Source organism: Sulfitobacter sp. UBA1132 (genome assembly GCF_002311545.1).
Taxonomy (GTDB): domain Bacteria; phylum Pseudomonadota; class Alphaproteobacteria; order Rhodobacterales; family Rhodobacteraceae; genus Sulfitobacter; species Sulfitobacter pontiacus.
This window is the reverse complement of record NZ_DCAN01000006.1, coordinates 141,535-157,564: the sequence shown is the minus strand read 5'-3', so window position 1 is coordinate 157,564 and position 16,030 is coordinate 141,535. Positions and strand designations below refer to the sequence as shown.

Annotated in this window: 15 protein-coding genes and 1 tRNA gene; 11 read left to right on the top strand and 5 right to left on the bottom strand. The window is 61.7% G+C overall.

Features of this window, described 5'->3' with window-relative positions; translation table 11 throughout:
* The 7 genes from B4F27_RS04580 to B4F27_RS04550 are packed head-to-tail and all read left to right on the top strand — an operon-like array spanning nucleotide 1 to nucleotide 5,465.
* Complete coding sequence (locus B4F27_RS04580; RefSeq protein WP_009826816.1) at nucleotides 1–774, top strand: thiazole synthase; 774 nt, start codon at nucleotides 1–3, stop codon at nucleotides 772–774.
* The gene (locus tag B4F27_RS04575) at nucleotides 771–1,367 is read left to right on the top strand and encodes a thiamine phosphate synthase (RefSeq protein ID WP_286758982.1); all 597 of its coding nucleotides are present in this window, start codon (nucleotides 771–773) and stop codon (nucleotides 1,365–1,367) included. The genes B4F27_RS04580 and B4F27_RS04575 overlap by 4 nt, the downstream gene beginning before the upstream one ends.
* Nucleotides 1,346–2,368 carry a ThiF family adenylyltransferase gene (locus tag B4F27_RS04570; RefSeq protein WP_286758981.1) on the top strand — a complete coding sequence of 341 codons (1,023 nt, stop codon included), beginning with the start codon at nucleotides 1,346–1,348 and terminating at the stop codon, nucleotides 2,366–2,368. Before B4F27_RS04575 ends, B4F27_RS04570 begins: the two co-directional genes overlap by 22 nt.
* Nucleotides 2,355–3,293 carry an ABC transporter substrate-binding protein gene (locus tag B4F27_RS04565; RefSeq protein ID WP_005853063.1) on the top strand — a complete coding sequence of 313 codons (939 nt, stop codon included), beginning with the start codon at nucleotides 2,355–2,357 and terminating at the stop codon, nucleotides 3,291–3,293. The genes B4F27_RS04570 and B4F27_RS04565 overlap by 14 nt, the downstream gene beginning before the upstream one ends.
* Nucleotides 3,290–3,973: a thiaminase II gene (gene tenA, locus B4F27_RS04560; RefSeq protein ID WP_286758980.1), complete on the top strand. Its 684-nt coding sequence runs from the start codon at nucleotides 3,290–3,292 to the stop codon at nucleotides 3,971–3,973. The genes B4F27_RS04565 and tenA overlap by 4 nt, the downstream gene beginning before the upstream one ends.
* A complete protein-coding gene (locus B4F27_RS04555; protein ID WP_286758979.1) occupies nucleotides 3,970–4,695 on the top strand; it encodes an ABC transporter ATP-binding protein in 726 nt (241 codons plus the stop codon). The genes tenA and B4F27_RS04555 overlap by 4 nt, the downstream gene beginning before the upstream one ends.
* Nucleotides 4,692–5,465, top strand: coding sequence for an ABC transporter permease (locus B4F27_RS04550; protein WP_132996723.1), 774 nt, complete (start codon nucleotides 4,692–4,694; stop codon nucleotides 5,463–5,465). Before B4F27_RS04555 ends, B4F27_RS04550 begins: the two co-directional genes overlap by 4 nt.
* A gap of 12 nt (nucleotides 5,466–5,477) precedes the next feature.
* Here the strand turns inward: B4F27_RS04550 and B4F27_RS04545 are convergent, their stop codons facing one another.
* Nucleotides 5,478–6,287, bottom strand: coding sequence for a crotonase/enoyl-CoA hydratase family protein (locus tag B4F27_RS04545; RefSeq protein ID WP_009826810.1), 810 nt, complete (start codon nucleotides 6,285–6,287; stop codon nucleotides 5,478–5,480).
* Nucleotides 6,288–6,657: 370 nt separating this feature from the next.
* On the opposite strand from B4F27_RS04545, the gene B4F27_RS04540 reads away from it, so the two are divergent.
* Nucleotides 6,658–6,733: transfer RNA gene (locus B4F27_RS04540), tRNA-Val, on the top strand.
* Between the two features lie 201 nt (nucleotides 6,734–6,934).
* Here B4F27_RS04540 and B4F27_RS04535 read toward each other — a convergent pair.
* The 4 genes from B4F27_RS04535 to tgt form a co-directional block, all read right to left on the bottom strand.
* Nucleotides 6,935–7,300 carry an HU family DNA-binding protein gene (locus tag B4F27_RS04535; RefSeq protein ID WP_064216976.1) on the bottom strand — a complete coding sequence of 122 codons (366 nt, stop codon included), beginning with the start codon at nucleotides 7,298–7,300 and terminating at the stop codon, nucleotides 6,935–6,937.
* A 160-nt stretch (nucleotides 7,301–7,460) separates the two neighbouring features.
* Entirely contained in the window at nucleotides 7,461–9,872 is a 2,412-nt protein-coding gene (lon, locus tag B4F27_RS04530) for an endopeptidase La (RefSeq protein ID WP_005853049.1), read from the bottom strand.
* A 295-nt stretch (nucleotides 9,873–10,167) separates the two neighbouring features.
* Complete coding sequence (locus B4F27_RS04525; protein ID WP_286758978.1) at nucleotides 10,168–11,265, bottom strand: alkene reductase; 1,098 nt, start codon at nucleotides 11,263–11,265, stop codon at nucleotides 10,168–10,170.
* 105 nt (nucleotides 11,266–11,370) lie between these two features.
* Nucleotides 11,371–12,498: a tRNA guanosine(34) transglycosylase Tgt gene (gene tgt / locus B4F27_RS04520; RefSeq protein ID WP_037944062.1), complete on the bottom strand. Its 1,128-nt coding sequence runs from the start codon at nucleotides 12,496–12,498 to the stop codon at nucleotides 11,371–11,373.
* A gap of 230 nt (nucleotides 12,499–12,728) precedes the next feature.
* On the opposite strand from tgt, the gene rimK reads away from it, so the two are divergent.
* The 3 genes from rimK to B4F27_RS04505 all read left to right on the top strand — a co-directional run bounded on the left by rimK (nucleotide 12,729) and on the right by B4F27_RS04505 (nucleotide 15,898).
* Entirely contained in the window at nucleotides 12,729–14,111 is a 1,383-nt protein-coding gene (rimK, locus tag B4F27_RS04515; protein ID WP_005853045.1) for a 30S ribosomal protein S6--L-glutamate ligase, read from the top strand.
* Nucleotides 14,112–14,197: 86 nt separating this feature from the next.
* Nucleotides 14,198–14,560, top strand: coding sequence for an SUF system Fe-S cluster assembly protein (locus tag B4F27_RS04510; RefSeq protein WP_005853043.1), 363 nt, complete (start codon nucleotides 14,198–14,200; stop codon nucleotides 14,558–14,560).
* Between the two features lie 126 nt (nucleotides 14,561–14,686).
* Nucleotides 14,687–15,898 carry a glycerophosphodiester phosphodiesterase family protein gene (locus B4F27_RS04505; protein ID WP_197145669.1) on the top strand — a complete coding sequence of 404 codons (1,212 nt, stop codon included), beginning with the start codon at nucleotides 14,687–14,689 and terminating at the stop codon, nucleotides 15,896–15,898.
* Nucleotides 15,899–16,030 lie beyond the last annotated feature (132 nt).

The following is a 16,030-nucleotide window of genomic DNA, read 5'->3' as shown; positions in this document are numbered from 1 at the left end:
ATGCGCCCCTTTTACGGAGAAACCCTTGCCAATGGTCTGATGCTGGGCACCGCGCAATACCCCTCGCCCAAGGTGCTGTCAGACGCCTTTGCGCGCAGCGGGGCGGCGGTGGCGACGGTCTCGCTGCGGCGCGAAAGCGGGCGGGATCGCGCCGGTCAGGACTTCTGGGAACTGATCCGCGCGCTTGACGTCCATGTGCTGCCCAACACCGCCGGATGTCACAGCGTGAAAGAGGCCGTCACCACCGCCCATATGGCCCGCGAGGTGTTCGACACGCGCTGGATCAAGCTCGAGGTCATCGGCGAGGAGGACACGTTGCAGCCAGATGTCTTCGGTCTGGTCGAGGCCGCCCGCATCCTGAGCGAGGACGGGTTTCAGGTCTTTCCCTACACCACCGAAGACCTTGTGGTCGCGGATAGATTGCTGCGGGCGGGCTGCGAGGTGCTGATGCCCTGGGGCGCGCCCATCGGGTCTGGGATGGGGCTGAACAACCTTTTCGGGCTGCGCGCCATGCGGGCGCATTTTCCCGACGTGCCGCTGGTGATCGACGCGGGCATCGGCCTGCCCTCGCACGCCGCACAGGCGATGGAACTGGGGTTTGACGCGGTGCTGCTGAACACCGCTGTCGCCAAAGCCGGTGATCCCGCCGCCATGGCCGAGGCCTTTGCCACCGCGATCCGCGCCGGACAGCTTGCGGCTGATGCGGACCCGATGCCGCCCCGCGATATGGCCGCGCCCTCTACCCCCCTGATCGGAAAGGCGTTTCTGGAATGACCCTGGACCGTTTCTACCCGATCTTCGACAGCGCCGCCTGGTTGGAGCGGCTGGTGCCCCTTGGCATCAAACTGGGGCAACTGCGGATCAAGGACACGCCCACCCCTGCCCTGCGGCGCGACATCCGGCAGGCCAAGGCGATCTGCGCCAAACACGACTGTACCCTTGTAATCAACGATCACTGGCGTATCGCGCTCGACGAAGGGTGTGATTTTATCCATCTGGGACAAGAGGATCTGGACAGCGCCGACCTCACCGCCATCCGCAATGCGGGCGCACGTCTGGGCATCAGCACCCACGACAAGGCCGAACTGACCCGCGCCCTGGACCTGCGCCCCGATTATATCGCCCTCGGCCCGATCTACCCGACGATCCTGAAGCAGATGAAGTGGCATGCGCAGGGGCTGGACCGTCTGCGCGACTGGCGTGAACGCGTGGGGCAGACCCCGCTTGTGGCCATCGGGGGCATGTCGGTCGACCGCGCGGCGGGTGCCTTTGACGCCGGTGCCGATTGCGTCGCGGCGGTGACCGACATCACCCTGAACCCCTCGCCCGAGGATCGCGTCACTGCATGGCTGGGGGCAACCCGATGACCCGCTACGCCCGCCAGATGATCCTGCCGCAGGTCGGCCCATCGGGCCAAGAGACGCTGGCGGCGGCGCGGGTGGTGGTGGTCGGCGCGGGCGGGCTGGCGGCGCCGGTACTGCCCCTGCTGGCGGGGGCCGGTGTGGGGCATGTCACGCTGGTGGACGGTGATGACGTGGCCCTGTCGAACCTGCACCGCCAGACGCTCTTTACCGAAGCCGATATCGGCACGCCCAAGGTCACCGCCGCCGCCCGCGCCCTAACCGCGCGCAACAGCGCGTGTACCGTGGTGGCCCACCCCGTGACCCTTGGGCCGGATACCGTGGCAAAGCTGTGCCATGATGCGACGCTCGTACTGGATTGCGCCGACAGCTTCGCAGCAAGCTATGTGCTGTCGGATCATTGCCTGCATGCGAACCTGCCCCTGATCAGCGCCTCGGCCCTTGGGTTTGGCGGCTATGTTGGCGGGTTCTGCGGCGGCGCGCCGTCGCTGCGGGCGGTATTCCCCGATCTGCCGGACCGCGCGGCTAGCTGTGACACGGCGGGGGTGATGGGGCCGGTTGTCGCCACGATCGGTGCCGCACAAGCACAGATGGCGCTGGCCTGCCTCCTTGGACTGTCGCCGTCCCCTTTGGGGCAATTGATCAGCTTTGATCTTGCCTCCTATCGTTTTGGCGGCTTCCGATTTGATACCGCGCCGGAGCCTGACCACGGTTTCGGATTTGTCGCGCCCTCGCAGATCCGCGCAAGCGATTGGGTCGTCGATCTGCGTGGGCCGGATGAGGCCCCCACAGCCGCGACACCCACAGCGCGGCGCATCACCCTGCCCGATTTCCTCCGCAACGCTCCCCGCCCCACACATCAGCCCCGCGCGGTGATCGCCTGCCGTTCGGGCCTGCGCGCGTGGCAGGCGGCGACCCATCTGGCCAGCTACTGGCATGGCCCCATTACCCTGCTCGCCATGGGCGAGCCTTCCCCGTTGAAAGGACAAACCGATGAAACTTCGTAACATTCTGGCCGCGCTGGCGCTGACCTCTGGCCCGGCGCTGGCGCAGGACGAGATGGTCTTGCTGCTGGACTGGTTCGTGAACCCCGACCACGGGCCGATCATCGTGGCACAGGAAAAAGGGTACTTCGCCGAACAGGACCTGAGCGTAGAGGTCATCGCCCCCGCCGATCCTTCTGACCCGCCGAAACTGGTCGCCGCAGGCAAGGCGGATCTTGCGATTTCCTATCAGCCGCAGTTGCACCTGCAAATCCACGAAGGCCTGCCCCTGCAACGGGTCGGCACGCTGGTGGCCACGCCGCTGAACTGCCTGCTGGCGCTGACCGATGGTCCCATCGCCTCTCCTGCGGATCTGGCAGGCAAAAAGGTCGGATTCTCAGTCGGCGGTGTCGAAGAGGCCGTGCTTGGCGCGATCCTGACCCATCACGGGCTGTCACTGGATGATGTGGAGCTGGTAAACGTCAACTGGTCGCTGTCACCGTCGTTGATGTCCGGTCAGGTGGATGCGGTCATCGGAGCCTTCCGCAATTTCGAACTGAACCAGATGGATATCGAAGGCGTCGATGGCACTTGTTTCTACGTCGAGGAAGAGGGACTGCCGCCCTATGACGAGCTGATCTACGTCGCGAACCGCGACACGATGGACAAGGACATGATCGCGCGGTTTCTGGCCGCGACCGAGAAAGCGACGCAATATATCGTGAACCACCCCGAGGAAAGCTGGGAGGTTTTCGCCGCCACCTCTGCCGATCTGCAGGACGAGCTGAATGCCCGCGCGTGGAAAGACACGCTGCCCCGTTTCGCCCTGCGCCCCACGGCGATGGATGCCGGACGCTACGCCACATTCGAGACGTTCTTGCATGACGCGGGCCTGATCCCCGACATCTCGCCCGTGTCGACCATCGCCATTGATGTGACCGCCCGATGACCGCGCCGGACTATGGCCGCAGCTTCGCAATGTGGCGTGCTGCTGCGGCACAGGATTGGCAGGACTACACCCACCATGCCTTTGTCGAAGGGCTGCGCGATGGCAGCCTGCCGCGCCGTTGCTTTGTGAACTATTTGATCCAAGACTATGTTTTCCTTGTGCATTTCTCTCGCGCTTGGTCGATGGCGGTGGTCAAATCGGAAACGATGGAAGAGATGAAGACCTGCGCCGCCACGGTAGATGCGCTGGTCAATCACGAGATGGCGCTGCATATCCGCACCTGTGCTGCGGCGGGTATCAACGAAGCGGCGCTTTTCACCGCGACGGAAGCCCCCGCCAACCTCGCCTATACCCGCTATGTGCTGGATGCCGGGATGCAGGGGGATTTCCTTGATCTGATGGCGGCACTGCTGCCTTGCGTCATGGGCTATGGGGAGATCGGGCAGCGCCTGGCCGAGACCCGCAGCGCCGACACGCCCTATACCGAGTGGATCGAGACCTACGCCGACCCCGACTATCAGGCGCTATGCCAGACGGTGGGCGCGATGGTCGACGCGGCGGTTGCGCGGCGGATCGGTGACCTTGAAACCGCCCCCCGTCGCGCGGCACTGCAAAACCGCTTTTCCACGGCCACACGGCTAGAGGTCGGCTTCTGGCAGATGGGGCTGGACCTGCCATGACCCCGCCGCCCGCGCTGCGTCTGACGGGACAACACCGGATTGACGCGCGCCCCCTGTTTGACGTGGATATGACCCTGGCCGCGGGGGCGTGGACCTGCTTGCTCGGCCCGTCGGGGGTGGGCAAATCCACGGTGTTGCGGCTGCTGCTGGGGCTTGAGACGGGCGGCGCGTTTGACGGCACGATCACCGCCTCTGACGGGCAACCGCTGGCGGGGCGGATCAGCTATATGGCGCAATCCGACCTGCTGTTACCCTGGCTTACGGTGATCGAAAACATCATGATCGGCGACCGGCTGCGTGGGACCACGCCTGACAGGGACCGTGCCTCCGCCATGCTTGCGCGGGTCGGTCTGCAGGATCATGCCCATAAGAAACCCGCCGCCTTGTCGGGCGGGATGCGGCAGCGGGCAGCGCTGGCGCGGACCTTGCTGGAGGATCGCGCGGTGGTCTTTCTGGACGAGCCGTTCTCGGCGCTGGATGCGGGCACCCGCGCCGCGATGCAAGAGCTCGCGGCAGAGCTGTTGCACGGGCGGACCGTGCTGCTGGTCACCCATGATCCGGCAGAGGCGGCACGGCTGGCCGACCATATCCTGATCCTCTCTGCCGCCGGCGTGCAAAGCTGGCCCGTCCCCGCGCTTCCCGCGCCGCGCCCCGTCACCGCGCCCGAGGTTTGGGCCTGCCAAAGCGCGCTGCTGTCCCATCTTCGGGGGGTGCCTGCATGAGGCGATACGACATACCGCTAGCGATCCTGCTGGGGCTTGGTCTTTGGCAGGCCGCAGTGCTGCTGACCGACGCGCCGCACTATATCCTGCCCTCGCCGTGGCGCGTGGCGCAGGCGGCATATCGCGCCCGTGAGACGCTGATCGAGAACGCATGGGTCACCACCGTCGAGGTGCTGCTGGGGCTGCTGATCGGCACCGCCTTGGGGGCTGTCACCGCGATCCATCTGGCGCTGTCCAAAACGGCAGAGCGTTTGCTGCTGCCGCTGCTGGTCTTTACCCAAGCCGTGCCGGTTTTCGCGCTGGCCCCGTTACTGACGCTGTGGTTCGGCTATGGCATGGGCTCCAAGATCGTGATGGCGGTGTTGATCATCTATTTCCCGGTGACATCCGCCTTTCACGACGGGCTGACCCGCGTGCCAGATGGCTACCGCGATCTGGCGCAATCGATGGGCGCGCGACCGTTGCGGTTCATGCGCTACGTACAAATCCCCCACGCGCTGCCAAGCCTTGCGACGGGGCTGCGGCTGGCGGCGGTCTATGCGCCGATCGGGGCGGTGATTGGCGAATGGGTCGGCGCGTCAAAGGGGCTGGGCTATCTGATGTTGCTGGCCAATGGCCGCGCCAAGATCGACCTGATGTTCGCCGCGTTGATCATGCTCGCCTGTTTGACGGTGCTGCTGCATCTCTCTGTCGGGCTGCTGGCGCAACGACTGACCCGCTATGCCGAAGGCCGCAGCGAAAGCGGGATCACGCGCAGCACCCGCGCGTGATCCTTTCGGTTCTTATTCCGCGTTGGGCCGCACCCGCGCGCCGCTTTTATCGGCAAAGGCCGCAAGGCGGGCGCGCGCGTCAGGCTGCGTATTGACCACACCGGCGACCACGGCTTCGGCATAGGCGGCATCCATTGCCGACATGTTCTGCATATGGCTCACCGCGCTACAGATCGCGAAGTTCGACAGCGGCAGGTTCTGCGCCGCCTTGCGCGCCAGTTCCATCGCCTTGTCCATGCTGGACCCTTCGACGATATACTGCGCAAGGCCCAGATCGACGGCCTCTTGCCCCTGATAGACGCGCCCGGTGAGCATCATGTCGATCATCCGCGCCTTGCCGACCAGATCGGTCACACGGATCGTAGCCCCCCCGCCGGTGAACAGCCCGCGCTGGCCTTCGGGAAGCGCGAAATACGCGCTTTGGTCCATCACCCGCACATGGGCAGAGCTGGCAAGCTCTAGCCCGCCGCCGACAACGGCCCCTTGCAATGCTGCAATCACGGGCACGCCGCCGTATTCCATCTTGTTGAACGCCTCGTGCCACCGCAAACAGACGTGCATGAAATCGGCGGGGCTGCGGTCTTCGTCATGGTGTTCGATCAGATCAAGCCCGGCGCAAAAGTGATCCCCCGCGCCCGCTAGGACCACTGCACGCACACCAGCGCGCGGTGCGGCGGAAAAGAAGGTGACCAGCTCCTCGATCGTGTCGATGTCCAGGGCATTCCGTTTGGTGGGACGGTTCAGGGTCACCACCCAGACGCCATCGTCATGCGCCTTGATGTCCAGGTTACGGTAGCTGGTCGGATCAATCTGAACGGCCATATGAATTCCTCCTCCTATGGGGCCGGCAATTGTGGTCGGCCCCGCTGCCTTGCTGCTGCAAGGGCTTGCTGAATATATGCAAAAGGCACTCCCACCTTTTACGTGACTGTGCATTGAGTAGCGCGCCAAACACAGCCCGTCTATCGGTCATCCGCCGATTTCAGCGCGGTGACTTCCCCAAGGGTAACGGAGGCGCAGGGATTCGCCCCGTCGTAATCTGCCGGAGGCAGCAAAACCGTTTGAAAACGCACTGTTACCGTGTGAATCCCCGCCAATCCGGGGCACAGTCAGAAAAAAATCGAAAATAATCACCGGGGCGGCAAAAATGGGGTTGAACCCCGGCTGAACCTTGGGGTAGTAGAGCGCTACCGGGTCGTTAGCTCAGTTGGTAGAGCGCTTCGTTTACACCGAAGATGTCGGGAGTTCGAGCCTCTCACGACCCACCATTCCACCAATACAATTCAGTTCTTTCAACGCAACCTGCGCCGACGGCGACGGGGTTTTATGCGTTTGATGTCAAGGGATTGCCTGCGCGGCCCGTGGCGTCAGCAAGGTGAAGCCCTTGATACGACAAAGCCCCTCACCAAGGTGAAGGGCTGCTGCGGGCGTCATGCATTCGCGCCGAAAATTTTAAGCGATTTTCGCCCTCAGTCGTCGGGTTGATCAGCGGTATCGCCGCCGCCCTGCCCCTGTGTCACTTGCCGCACTTTGACGCGGATCATCTTGCCGTTTTTCAGCTCTTTCTCGTTGATCACTTTCAGCTTGCCGAATGGCAGCAGGTTCAGCTCGCGGCTGTCCGACAGTGCTTCGCCCAATACGGCGAGCATGGCATCAACGACGGGTTTCGCATCGCGCTTCTTCACGCCCGACCTTTCGACGACTGTGTCAATCAGCTCTTTCTTGCGCATCACGGGGCCGAGGATCACAGGGCGCGGTGCTTCGACCACAGCAGGTGCTGCGGCGGTGTCGGGTGCGGCTGGTTTAGGCGTTGTGGTTTTCTTGGGCGTGGTCATTTGACGTCTCGTCCGTTGGGAAGGTTTCATCAAACCCTAGCGGGGCCACCGGGGGAAATCCAGCGGTGCTTGGGGATGACGCACCCCTGCGCGAAAATCGGGGACGTGCGCACGAAAAAAGCCGCCCCGAAGGGCGGCCTGATGTCGGTTTGATCGTTGCTTAATGCGCTGTCGCGCTATCCCCTGCAGCATTGCGACGGGCCAGCGCGGCGGCTGCGGCGGCATCTTCTGCCTCCTGATCCCATTCGATCGCTTCGGGCTCGCGGACCAGCGCATGTTTCAGCACCTCGGACACGTGTTTGACGGGAATGATGGTCAACCCTTCTTTCACGTTATCCGGGATATCCGGCAGGTCCTTTTCGTTCTCGGTCGGGATGAGAACCGTTGTGATCCCACCACGCAGTGCCGCCAACAGCTTTTCCTTCAAGCCGCCGATTGGCATCGCATTCCCGCGCAAGGACACCTCCCCCGTCATCGCGATATCGCGGCGCACGGGGATCTGGGTCAGCACCGACACGATTGATGTCACCATCGCCAGACCGGCAGAGGGGCCGTCTTTCGGCGTCGCACCATCGGGCACGTGGACGTGGATATCCAGCGTGTCGAACTTGGGCGGCTTCACCCCGATCTTGGGGCTGATCGACCGCACATAGCTGCTGGCCGCGTCGATGGATTCCTTCATCACATCGCCAAGCTTACCGGTGGTTTTCATCCGACCTTTACCCGGCAGGCGCAGGGCTTCGATCTGCAACAATTCGCCCCCGACCGAGGTATAGGCCAATCCGGTTACGACACCGATCTGATCCTCAAGCTCGGCCAAGCCGTAGCGGTGCTTTTTCACGCCGAGGAAATCCTCGATGTTGTCGCCCGTTACGGTGATCTCGTCGGCTTCCTTCTTGACGATCTTGGTCAGCGATTTCCGCGCAACCTTGGCGATCTCGCGCTCAAGGTTCCGCACGCCGGCCTCGCGGGTGTAGTAGCGGATCATGCTGGTCAACGCACTGTCTTCAATGGCAAATTCCTTTGCCTTCAGACCGTGGTTCTTGACCTGCTTGGCCACAAGGTGCTGTTTCGCGATCTCGCGCTTCTCATCCTCGGTATAGCCCGACAGGGGGATAATCTCCATCCGGTCAAGCAAAGGCCCGGGCATGTTGTAGCTGTTCGACGTGGTCAGGAACATGACATTCGACAGATCGTATTCCACTTCCAAGTAGTGGTCGACGAATGTGCCGTTCTGTTCCGGATCAAGCACCTCGAGCATGGCCGACGCAGGGTCGCCACGGAAATCCTGACCCATCTTGTCGATTTCGTCGAGCAAGATAAGCGGGTTCGTGGTTTTCGCCTTTTTCAGCGCCTGAATGATCTTGCCGGGCATGGAGCCGATGTAGGTCCGGCGGTGACCGCGGATCTCGGATTCGTCACGCACGCCCCCCAGCGAGATGCGAATAAACTCGCGCCCCGTCGCCTTGGCAACAGACTTCCCAAGCGATGTTTTACCCACACCGGGAGGGCCGACAAGGCACATGATCGGGCCTTTCAGCTTGCTGGAGCGTTGCTGCACGGCAAGATATTCGACGATGCGTTCTTTAACCTTTTCAAGGCCATAGTGATCATCATCCAGCACCTGCTGTGCCTTGGCGAGGTCTTTTTTGGTGCGCGACTTCACGCCCCACGGGATCGACAGGATCCAGTCGAGGTAGTTGCGCACAACAGTAGCTTCGGCAGACATGGGCGACATATTCTTGAGCTTCTTCAGCTCGGCGTCGACCTTTTCCTTGGCCTCTTTGCTCAGCTTGGTGTCCGCGATGCGGGCTTCCAGTTCGGCGACTTCATTCTTGCCGTCTTCACCATCGCCAAGCTCGTTCTGAATGGCCTTCATCTGCTCGTTCAGATAGTACTCGCGCTGCGTCTTCTCCATCTGGGATTTGACGCGGGTCTTGATCTTTTTCTCGACCTGCAGAACGGACATTTCGCCCTGCATAAGCCCGTATACTTTCTCGAGCCGCTCGGAGACGGACAGGGTTTCAAGCAGGTCTTGTTTCTGCTCGACCTCGATGCCGAGATGCCCCGCGACCAGATCGGCCAGACGTGCAGGCTCGGACGCTTCGGTCACCGCCGACAGCGCTTCTTCGGGGACGTTCTTCTTGACCTTGGAATAGCGTTCAAATTCTTCGGCGACGGATTTCAGCAGCGCCTGAGTGGTGGTCTCGTCACCGGGCTCTTCCGTCAGATATTCGGCAGAGGCTTCAAAGAAGCTATCGTTTTCAAGGTATTCAGTGATGCGCACCCGCGCCTGCCCCTCGACCAACACCTTCACGGTACCGTCGGGCAGCTTCAGCAGTTGCAACACATTCGCCAAGACGCCGGTGTTGAAAATACCGTCGGAATCGGGGTCATCCACGCCGGGGTCAATCTGGCTCGACAGCAGGATCTGCTTGTCATCGGCCATGACTTCTTCAAGGGCGCGAACAGATTTATCGCGGCCCACGAAAAGCGGTACAATCATGTGGGGGAACACCACGATATCGCGCAAAGGCAATACCGGGTAGGATGCGTTCAGAGGCTCTAACATGCTCTTTTCCTTATACTGCAAGATGACACTGGCCCCTACCTTAGGCGACCGTTCGTTCATCTCCTGTTCTGAGTAGGATATCTGGGGACCCTACCCGCCTGTTTCAATCCCCATGATGCTGTGATCCGTTCGTATGCGGGCCATCTGGCGTGAGGGTCGCCCTAGAATGAACCGCCACCGGCGGACAGACAAGCGCGGATCGTATGATTATCCGCGAAAACCGCCAAGAACCATGGTTAACCGGCCCGAATGACAAAAAACGGGCCGGAAATGTGCTTTTTCGCGTTTAACGAGCTTACTCTGCCGCGACCTCTTCGAGGAAGGGATAATCGGTATAGCCCTCTTCGCCACCGGCATAGAAGGTTTTCGTATCCCCCTCGTTCAGCGGTGCGTTAAGTTCGAGCCGTTTTGCCAGATCGGGGTTGGCGATATAGGGTCGGCCAAAGGCCACCAGTTCAGCCTTGCCGCTGGCCACGGCATCGATCGCCATGTCGCGGTCATAAAGGTTATTTGCCATGTAGACGCCGTTGAACAGCGACCGCAGCTTGCCAAGATCTTCGCCGCTGTCCAGATCGCGCGACTGGCCGGTCGAGCCTTCGACCATGTGCAGATAGGCCAGATTGTACTTGTTCAGCGCATCCACGACGTAGGTGAACGTCTCTTGCGGGTCATCATCCGCGATGCCGTTCGCGGGCGAGAAAGGCGACAGGCGCAGGCCGACGTGATCGCCGTCCCATGCGTTTACGACACCGTCCAGCACTTCGAACAGCAGCCGTGCGCGGTTCTCGACCGACCCGCCATAGGCGTCATCACGTTTGTTGCTTGAGGTCTTGAGGAATTGGTCCAGCAGATAGCCGTTCGCCCCGTGGACCTCGACCCCGTCAAAGCCTGCCTTGCGCGCCATCTTGGTTGCGTGGACATAATCGGCGACAATGCGTGGCATCTCGTCCAACTCCAACGCGCGCGGTTCAGATGTCGGGGTCATACCGTCTTTGGTAAAGGTCTTCACCTCTGCCGCGATGGCCGAGGGGGCGACGGGCTTTTGTCCGTCAGGCTGGATGTCCACATGGCTGATCCGGCCCACGTGCCAAAGCTGGATCACGATCTTGCCGCCCTTGGCGTGCACCGCGTCCGTCACCTTTTTCCAGGCAGCAACCTGCCCTTCGGTGTAGATGCCGGGGGTTTTGATGTAGCCTTTGCCTTCGGCGCTGATCTGGGACGCTTCGGTGATGATGATCCCGGCACCGGCGCGCTGTGCGTAGTATTCGACGTGCATGTCGCCGACTTCGCCACTGTTGTCATCAGCGCGGCTGCGGGTCAGCGGGGCCATCACGATGCGGTTCGCGGCCTCGATGCCACCGACCTTCAGGGGGGTGAATAATGCCTCGGTCATGGAAAACTCCTTTGCGGTGTTGTTTCTTGTCTACAGCACCTAACCTTCCGCCCCGTCATCGCAAGGACGGGGCGGAAGGTTTATTCCATTCACCGCAGGGTTTTCCTAAAGCGGGTCGATGTCGCCTTGGGCACGCTGGCTATGAAAATCAGCCTGCCAGGCGTCAAATGTCCCCGCCGCAATCGCGTCGCGCATACCCGCCATGATTTCCTGGAAATAATGCAGGTTATGCCATGTCAGCAGCATCCCCGAGATCATTTCCTGACTACGGAACACATGATGCAGATAGGCCCGACTGTAGTTCGAGCACGCAGGACATGTGCAGGCTTCGTCCAGCGGACGCGGGTCATCGGCGTGGCGTGCGTTCTTGATGTTCACAACGCCGTGACGCGTGAACACCTGCCCCGTCCGGCCAGAGCGTGAGGGCAAAACGCAGTCCATCATATCAATCCCGCGGGCCACGGCCCCGACGATATCATCCGGCTTGCCCACCCCCATCAGATAGCGCGGCCGATCCACGGGCAGCATATCCGTGGCGAAGTCGAGACAGCCGAACATCGCCTCTTGCCCCTCACCCACGGCAAGGCCGCCCACAGCGTAGCCGTCAAAGCCCACGTCGATCAGCGCCTTGGCGCTTTCCTCGCGGAAGTCACGTTCCAGCCCGCCCTGCTGGATACCAAAGAGCGCATGACCCGGGCGGTCGCCAAAGGCCTCGCGGCTGCGCTTGGCCCACCGCATCGACATCCGCATCGAGTCCGCGATCCGCGCGCGATCCGCAGGCAGCGCGGGACATTCGTCAAAGCACATGACGATATCGGAGCCGAGCAGCTTTTGAATCTCCATCGACCGTTCGGGGGTCAGTTCGTGTTTCGACCCGTCCACATGGCTTTTGAAGGTCACGCCCTTTTCCGTCAGCTTGCGCAGCCCCGACAGGCTCATCACCTGAAACCCGCCGGAATCGGTGAGGATCGGCTTGTCCCAGTTCATGAACTTATGCAGCCCGCCCAAACGGTCGATCCGTTCGGCAGTGGGGCGCAGCATCAGGTGATAGGTATTGCCCAGCAGGATATCCGCACCGGTCGCGGCGACGCTTTCGGGCATCATCGCCTTGACCGTGGCGGCAGTGCCCACAGGCATGAAGGCCGGCGTGCGAATATCGCCCCGCGGGGTAGAGATGACACCGGTACGCGCCGCACCATCGCGGGCCTGAAGATCGAACGAGAATTTTTTCATGACTGCGGCTATAAGATGTCCCCCGCATAGGCGCAATCGCGCAGTTCAGCCGCGCGTTCCACAAGGCTGTCATGGAAGCACCGTAAATCTGCGCTATGTCCAGCCGGAACCGCCGGGGCGCTGCCCCGGGCCCCGGGATTTATGCCATTTGGAAGCCCGTGTCGTGGCTTGAGTAGACGCAGGCGACCTGCTAGGCGGCGGGATGATTTAGCTGTGCCGGAGTGCGTGACATGCAAGAATTGACGTTTGGCTGGGAAGAATGGGTCGCCCTTCCCGAATTGGGGCTTCCCGCGATCAAGGCAAAGATCGACACCGGCGCGCGCACATCCGCGCTGCACGCCCATGACATCGAAGTCTTTGGCCCCGCGTCCAAGCCCAAGGTCCGGTTCAACGTGCATCCTGTGGCTGGCAATGAAGACATCACCATCACCTGCTCCGCGCCCATCATTGACCGGCGCGAGGTCACCTCGTCGAATGGCGAGGCAGAGCTGCGCTATGTCATCTCGACCAAAATGGATGTCGCGGGGCAAAGCTGGCCCATTGACGTGACCCTGACCAACCGTGCGGGCATGACCAGCCGCATGTTGCTGGGCCGTCAGGCGCTGACAGATCACATCACCATCTCGCCCACCGAGAAACGGTTGCAACCGGATCTGAGCTATGACGTCTACCATACCGCCGCTGTGCGTCACCGCGCGCCCAAACGCGCATTGCGGGTCGCCGTGCTGAGCCGTGAAGCCAGCAACTATTCCACCTCGCGTCTGGTCGAAGTCGGCGAGGCCCGTGGCCATACTGTCGAAGTGATCGATACCACCCGCTGCTATATGGCGATCAACGCCATGGCCCCCGAAGTGCATTACGATGGCAAACGTCTGCCGCGCTATGACGCGGTGATCCCGCGGATCGGTGCCTCGGTCACGCCCTATGGCTGCGCGGTGATCCGGCAGTTCGAAACCATCGGGACCTACTGCGTCAACGGCTCTGCCGGTATCTTGTCGAGCCGCGACAAGCTGCATGCGCATCAGGTGTTGGCGTCGAAGAAAATCGGCATGCCGACCACCGCTTTTGCGGCCTCGCCCAAGGACACGTCGAACCTCATGGCGCTGGTGGGCACCGCGCCGCTGATCGTGAAACTGCTGGAATCCACCCAAGGCAAAGGTGTGGTGCTGGCCGAGACCAAGAAGGCGGCGGAATCCGTGATTGATGCTTTCCGCGGGCTCAAGGCAAACTTTCTTGTGCAGGATTTCGTCAAGGAAGCCGCGGGCGAGGATCTGCGCTGTCTTGTGGTGGATGGCAAGGTCGTGGCCGCGATGAAGCGCACCGGCGCGGATGGCGATTTCCGCTCCAACCTGCACCGTGGCGGCACCGCTCAGGTCGTGCGCATCACCAAGGTTGAACGCGACACCGCCCTGCGTGCGGCACGGGCCTTTGGTCTGGGCACTGCCGGTGTGGATCTGCTGCGGTCGGACAGCGGGCCAAAGGTGCTAGAGGTCAACAGCTCTCCTGGGTTCGAAGGGATCGAGAAAGCCACCGGCAAGGATATCGTCGGCATGGTCTATGATATGATCGAAGCGCGGGTAAAGCCGCAGCCGGTGCGCAAGCGCAAAGCTTAAGTTCCGCATTGGTTCGCGGGTCCGCCCTCTGGACGGTGCCCGCTGCAATCCCTATATAAACGATAAGAAAAAGGAGCGAGGCCCCGATGACTGACAGCACACAACCTCTTGAAGGCACCCCTCTGATTGCGCCCTCGTCAACGGATCATCCGCTGTACGAGCAGATCACCGAAGCCTGCCGCACTGTCTATGACCCTGAGATTCCAGTGAATATCTATGAGCTGGGGTTGATCTACACGATCGACATCAACGCGGAAAACGAGGTCAACATCAAGATGTCCCTCACCGCGCCCGGCTGTCCCGTCGCAGGCGAGATGCCCGGCTGGGTCGCCGATGCGGTCGAACCCCTGCCCGGCGTGAAAACCGTTGATGTGGAACTGGTCTGGGAGCCCCCATGGGGCATGGATATGATGTCTGACGAAGCCCGTCTTGAACTGGGCTTCATGTAAGCCGATAGGCTGAAACCGGGGCGCATTTCACGTCCCGGTTGATTTTACATGACTTTCACGCAATGGTCGCATCATTGTAACATAGGGTAGCCACACCGCTGCCAGATGATTTTATTTGGAGCGATCATGCGACTAACTACTGCCCTTACAGCTTTGGCTTTGGCCCCCACCGCGCTGCTGGCCGACGCCCACAGCACCCCCGTCCCTGTCGAATACGGTGCCCGTCCTGCTTATCTGGTGGACAAGCTTCCCGATGGCGACCTCAAGGACAAGCTGGCGTCCTGCATGGGCCAGACCGCGTCCAAATCCGATTTCTCTATCGGGCACCGCGGCGCGCCGCTGATGTTCCCTGAGCATACCGTACAGTCCAACGTTGCCGCCGCCCGCCAGGGTGCAGGCATTCTGGAATGCGACGTGACCTTTACCGCCGACCACGAACTGGTCTGCCGTCACGCGCAGAACGATCTGCACACCACCACCAATATCCTCGTCTCCGATCTGGCCGAGAAATGCACCACCGGCTTCACCGCGGCTGCGGGCGATGAGGGTGCCAGCGCGGAATGCCGCACCTCGGACATCACCTTGGCAGAGTTCCGCACCCTGACGCCCAAGATGGACAGCGCCGACGCCACCGCCACCACCGCCGAAGACTATCAGGGCGGCGTGGCCAGCTTCCGCACCCAGCTGTACAGCGACGGTGCCGATCTGATGACTCACGCGGAATCGATCGAGCTGTTCAAATCCCTCGGCGCGAAATTCACCCCCGAGCTCAAGTCCCCTTCGGTCGAGATGCCCCATGACGGCTTCAGCCAGGAAGACTATGCGCAGAAGATGATCGACGAATACAAAGCCGCGGGCATCCCTGCCTCGGACGTTTGGGCGCAGTCGTTCAACCTGGATGATGTGCTTTACTGGATCAAGGCAGAGCCCGAGTTCGGCAAACAGGCCGTCTATCTCGTGGAATGGAGCGAAGGTTTCGACGAACAGGACCCCAGCACCTGGACACAGGATTTCGCCCAGTTGAAAGAGCAAGGCGTGCAGTACCTGGCCCCGTCGCTGAACATGCTGCTGACCAACAAAGACGGCGCTCTGGCCGCCTCTGACTATGCCAAGAAAGCCAGCGAAGCCGGTTTGAACCTGATCGCCTGGACGCTCGAACGCTCCGGTCCGCTGTCCACGGGCGGTGGCTGGTATTTCCAATCCGTTGGCGACATCATCACCGACGACAGCGACTATCTGGTCGCGCTGGACGTGCTGGCACAGGACGCTGGCGTCAAGGGGGTCTTCTCTGACTGGCCCGCGACCGTCACCTACTATGCCAACTGCATGGGTCTGTAACCTACGAGGTTTGATCCGGCGCAATCGCGCGTGACGACATGGGCCGTCCCTTCGGGGGCGGCCTTTCGCTATTGTGCATCCCCCCGCTTGAGAAACCCTGCCAAAGCCCTTATCTTGTCGGTAACAGGAGTA

Bases quoted from the DNA above. Each gene is read 5' to 3' on its own strand.
- B4F27_RS04580 (WP_009826816.1), top strand. From the start codon at position 1: ATGCGCCCCTTTTACGGAGAAACCCTTGCCAATGGTCTGATGCTGGGC.
- B4F27_RS04575 (WP_286758982.1), top strand. From the start codon at position 771: ATGACCCTGGACCGTTTCTACCCGATCTTCGACAGCGCCGCCTGGTTG.
- B4F27_RS04570 (WP_286758981.1), top strand. From the start codon at position 1,346: ATGGCTGGGGGCAACCCGATGACCCGCTACGCCCGCCAGATGATCCTG.
- B4F27_RS04565 (WP_005853063.1), top strand. From the start codon at position 2,355: ATGAAACTTCGTAACATTCTGGCCGCGCTGGCGCTGACCTCTGGCCCG.
- tenA (WP_286758980.1), top strand. From the start codon at position 3,290: ATGACCGCGCCGGACTATGGCCGCAGCTTCGCAATGTGGCGTGCTGCT.
- B4F27_RS04555 (WP_286758979.1), top strand. From the start codon at position 3,970: ATGACCCCGCCGCCCGCGCTGCGTCTGACGGGACAACACCGGATTGAC.
- B4F27_RS04550 (WP_132996723.1), top strand. From the start codon at position 4,692: ATGAGGCGATACGACATACCGCTAGCGATCCTGCTGGGGCTTGGTCTT.
- B4F27_RS04545 (WP_009826810.1), bottom strand. From the start codon at position 6,287: ATGGCCGTTCAGATTGATCCGACCAGCTACCGTAACCTGGACATCAAG.
- B4F27_RS04535 (WP_064216976.1), bottom strand. From the start codon at position 7,300: ATGACCACGCCCAAGAAAACCACAACGCCTAAACCAGCCGCACCCGAC.
- lon (WP_005853049.1), bottom strand. From the start codon at position 9,872: ATGTTAGAGCCTCTGAACGCATCCTACCCGGTATTGCCTTTGCGCGAT.
- B4F27_RS04525 (WP_286758978.1), bottom strand. From the start codon at position 11,265: ATGACCGAGGCATTATTCACCCCCCTGAAGGTCGGTGGCATCGAGGCC.
- tgt (WP_037944062.1), bottom strand. From the start codon at position 12,498: ATGAAAAAATTCTCGTTCGATCTTCAGGCCCGCGATGGTGCGGCGCGT.
- rimK (WP_005853045.1), top strand. From the start codon at position 12,729: ATGCAAGAATTGACGTTTGGCTGGGAAGAATGGGTCGCCCTTCCCGAA.
- B4F27_RS04510 (WP_005853043.1), top strand. From the start codon at position 14,198: ATGACTGACAGCACACAACCTCTTGAAGGCACCCCTCTGATTGCGCCC.
- B4F27_RS04505 (WP_197145669.1), top strand. From the start codon at position 14,687: ATGCGACTAACTACTGCCCTTACAGCTTTGGCTTTGGCCCCCACCGCG.